Source organism: Longimicrobiales bacterium (assembly GCA_035764935.1).
Classification (GTDB): domain Bacteria; phylum Gemmatimonadota; class Gemmatimonadetes; order Longimicrobiales; family RSA9; genus DASTYK01.
In genome coordinates, this window is the sequence record DASTYK010000128.1 from 1 (window position 1) to 3,635 (window position 3,635).

Consider the following 3,635-nt stretch of genomic DNA (forward strand, 5'->3'; position numbering starts at 1 on the left):
TGTCCGGCTCGTCGGGCGATGCGCGCAGCCACGTACTCAGGTACGCGAGCGGTGAAACGCGCACGTAGTCGCGCAGCACGGCACCGACGACACGCGGTCCCGCAATCACCGCCTCGTGCGCAATGCCGGCTGCCTGGTGAACGATTCGCGCTGCGCGCCGCCTGTGTCCACCGGTGGGCCCGGCCAGACACATCGAGCGTGCGCGTGCTGGATCGAGCACACCGGCGCGCAGTGCGTGCTGCGCACCGAGCGAATGACCGATCCAGTGGACGTGCTGCAGACCGAGCAGGTCGAGAAACGAGAGCAGGAAGCGTGCGCTGCCCTCGACACCCACTCCCGTATGCGGCCCGTGCGTTCCACCGAGCGAGGGCATGTCGGGAACGATGAAGCGATACCCGGCTGCGGCGATCGCGGGCGCGTTGTGCTTGTAGAATCGTCCGCTCAGGCCCAGGCCCGGCACGAGCACGACTGCACTGCCCTGGCCGGCTTCGCGCCAGCGCACGCGTTTCGTGCCGAGCAGCGCCTCGTGACGGTGCAGCGTCATGCGCGCGCGAGAAAATCGAGGAGCAGATGATTGAACTCGGTGGGTCGGTCACACATGACGTTGTGTGCCGCGTCTTCCATCACGACGAGCCGCGCACCGGGAACGGCGTCTGCGATTCGGCGTCCGTGGTCCGGGGGGAGAAGCGGATCGAGCGCGCCCCAGACAACGAGCACGGGAGCGCGGATGCGGGCGAGCAGCGGAGTCACGTCGTCGTTCAGCACATGCAGTCCTGCGCGCAGCAGTGAGCGCGGTCCCGCACGCAGGGCGTCGATCCATATCGTCGGGATGAAGTGCGGCACGCCCCAGGAGCGAGGCGGCAGAACGCCCGCCATGAAGCGGGTCATCTCGCGCAGCGTGAGCGGGCGCGGCAGGCCGGCCGCTGCGACGAGAGTCAGGGAGCGGAGCGGCAGGTCGCCGGCCGCGACGTGGATTGCGATCTGGCCACCCATGGAATGTCCGACCAGGTGCGGGCGCTCGATCCCGAGCTGCGTCATCCATTCGCGGACGAGCGTGGCCATCTCGGCAATCGTCGGCTGACGTGGCGCCCGCCTGCTGCGACCGTGACCCACGAGGTCCAGCACGTGCACCTCGTATTCCCGGGCCAGCGCCGGCACCGTGTAGCGCCACCACCGTTGTGAGCCCGACAGGCCGTGCAGCAGAACCACCGGCTCGCCACTGCCGGTATGCTCTGAGTACACGCGGAACGACCCCACGCGCGTGACGCGCTGTACCATCACGCCGTGCCCCAGCCGCCGCCGCCGGGCGAGCGGATGCTGAAGACGTCGCCCGCGCGGCCGCGGATCGTGCATTTCGCAGCGAGCTGCCCGACAGTGCCGTCTGCAGCGATGCGCACGTTCTCGCCCGTCGCGCCGTCGCAGCCGCCGTGTGCGCCTCGCGGGGCCGTGCTGCGCCGCTCCGTCAGCAGACTCACGTCCGCATCACACAACAGCTCGATATCCCGCTGGACGCCGTCGCCGCCGGGCCGCGAGCCTGCGCCCCCGGTGCCGCGGCGAATCCCGTATCGCAGCACCCGCACCGGGTATGCATGCTCGAGCGCCTCGACAGGGGTGTTGCGGGAGTTGGTCATGTGGACGTGCACGGCCGAGAGACCCGCACCTCGCGGACCACCGCCCATGCCGCCGGCCATTGTCTCGTAGTACGCGAACGGCGCGTTGGTGCGGGGGTCGATGCCACCGATCGCAAGGTTGTTCATGGTGCCCTGCGACTGTGCAGGCACCACATCGGGCAGTGCCTGTGCGAACGCAAGCAGCAGCACGTCGGTGATACGCTGCGATGTCTCCACATTCCCCGCCGCAACGCTTGCCGGCGCCGTGGCAGCGACAATGCTGCCGGCCGAAACGTCGATTGTCACACTCCGCATCTCACCACCACCCGCGGGCAGCGGCTGCCCGAGCAGCGCCTCCACGATGCAGCGCACCACGTAGCGTGTCGCAGCGACGGTAATGGCTGCGACTGCATTGACGCCGCCCTCCGTCTGCGCTGCGCAGCCAGAGAAGTCGACGCGCATCGCTTCACCCGCGACACTCACTCGCACGCGGATCGGCAATGGGCCGTTGAGGAAGCCGTCGTCCTCGAGCGCATCCTCCGCCATGTACTCACCGTCCGGGATCAGGGCGATGCCGGCACGAACGAGCCGCTCAGCGTACTCGAGCAGCGCAGCCATCGCGCTCCGCACCTCGTCCTCACCATGGCGCTCCACGATCTCCAGCAGGCGCAGCGCTCCTGCGTGCAGCGCGCCCAGCTGCGCGGCGAGGTCGCCAGCGCGCTCCTCGGGCGTGCGGACATTCGCGAGCAGCAGGCGCCAGATATCCTCCAAGCGCTCGCCCGCGCGCACCAGCCGCACCGGCGGAATCCGCAGCCCCTCCTGGTAGATCTCGCGGGCCAGTGGCATCGAGCCGGCCGCCATGCCGCCAACGTCCGCGTGGTGCGCCCGCGCGGCCAGGTAGGCGATGGGAACGCCCCCGTGGTGCAGGCAGGTGACCAGCGTGATGTCGGGAAGGTGCGTCCCGCCCGCGAAGGGATCGTTGAGCACAACGACGTCGCCCGGCTCGAGGGGGGCACACCGCCCGAGCGCCGCAGCTACGCTCATCGGCATGGCGCCCAGGTGGACCGGCATGTGATCACCCTGCGCCACGGGGCGGCCGGCAGCATCGAAAAGCGCGCACGAGTAATCGCGCCGTTCCGTGATGTTGGGCGAATGCGCCGCGCGGCGAAGCGCTGCACCCATCTCTTCCGTCAGCGCAGTGAAGAGGTGGCGGAAGATTTCGAGGCGGACCGGGTCGATCCGGTCGGTCAGGGTTTCCATGAACGCAGTTTTCCGCTATATTTCACGGCTGATGGCGTGGTGCGCCCGTTCGCGAGGCGGGGACCGCGCAGACTCACCAGAACCAGGGAGGTCGCTGTTGGCCAGAAACAAGGTACGGCCCCGGTCCGAACCGAGATCAGCTGATCGCGCACGGGACGAGCTGTTCAGTGCGATCCGGCAGTGCGGCGTGATCGATGCGCTACCGGACGAGCAGTCGGAATGGATGGAAGATACGCTGCAGTTCATGAACGAGCGCTACCCCGACCTGACAAAGCAGGACATCGACCAGCTCCGCGAGCTGGGCATGCGCTTCTGCCAGCCAGTCATCCCGCACGGGGGGCAGCACACGGCACTCAACACGCAGGAGGAGACGGCCACGGCGGCCTGAGTCGCTGATGCCGCTCTTCAGCAACAGGCGAAGCCGTAGCGCCTGGGCCGTGTCGAGCCCGCGTGTGAGGATGCAGTACGCTGGGCGGGCCGACCGGCGAGAGATGCAGTGGCGCCTGGGCCGCGCGAACCGGCAGGCGTGAAGGAGTTGCAGTCAGCGGTGCACGCGGGTGCCGGTCGGATGGATCGGCGCCTGCCGGATGCGCTGTGAAGGGGACCGCCGAAGGGCGGTCCTTTCGCGTATGGTTCCCCCTCGCGCACGCATGTGGCGCACCCTTGCGCGCGCGCATATGTTCGTGGGTCCTCGAATCACCGGCAACGCAGTTCGACGGAACGGCAGGGAAGCGCAGAACGAAACGTGAGTGCGATCGGCGCAGG

The 3,635-nt window shown here is 68.7% G+C and carries 4 protein-coding genes; 1 reads left to right on the forward strand and 3 read right to left on the reverse strand.

Annotation, left to right across the window (positions count from 1 at the left end; translation table 11 throughout):
- From VFU06_10280 to VFU06_10290, 3 genes are all read right to left on the reverse strand, one after another.
- Positions 1-544 (reverse strand): alpha/beta fold hydrolase (locus tag VFU06_10280; protein ID HEU5209791.1); only part of this gene is annotated, 544 nt, incomplete at its 3' end.
- Positions 541-1,278 carry an alpha/beta fold hydrolase gene (locus tag VFU06_10285; protein ID HEU5209792.1) on the reverse strand — a complete coding sequence of 246 codons (738 nt, stop codon included), beginning with the start codon at positions 1,276-1,278 and terminating at the stop codon, positions 541-543. The genes VFU06_10285 and VFU06_10280, both read right to left, overlap by 4 nt.
- On the reverse strand, positions 1,278-2,870 hold the full coding sequence (locus VFU06_10290; GenBank protein ID HEU5209793.1) for a hydantoinase B/oxoprolinase family protein: 1,593 nt from the start codon (positions 2,868-2,870) through the stop codon (positions 1,278-1,280). The genes VFU06_10285 and VFU06_10290 overlap by 1 nt, the downstream gene beginning before the upstream one ends.
- Before the next feature lie 187 nt (positions 2,871-3,057).
- Here VFU06_10290 and VFU06_10295 point away from each other — a divergent pair, with 187 nt between their 5' ends.
- Positions 3,058-3,258 (forward strand): hypothetical protein, encoded by a 201-nt coding sequence (locus VFU06_10295; protein ID HEU5209794.1) that lies wholly within the window; start codon positions 3,058-3,060, stop codon positions 3,256-3,258.
- Positions 3,259-3,635: the final 377 nt, after the last annotated feature.

Coding starts and splice junctions, on each gene's coding strand:
- VFU06_10290 (HEU5209793.1), bottom strand. CDS start 2,870: ATGGAAACCCTGACCGACCGGATCGACCCGGTCCGCCTCGAAATCTTC.
- VFU06_10285 (HEU5209792.1), bottom strand. CDS start 1,278: ATGGTACAGCGCGTCACGCGCGTGGGGTCGTTCCGCGTGTACTCAGAG.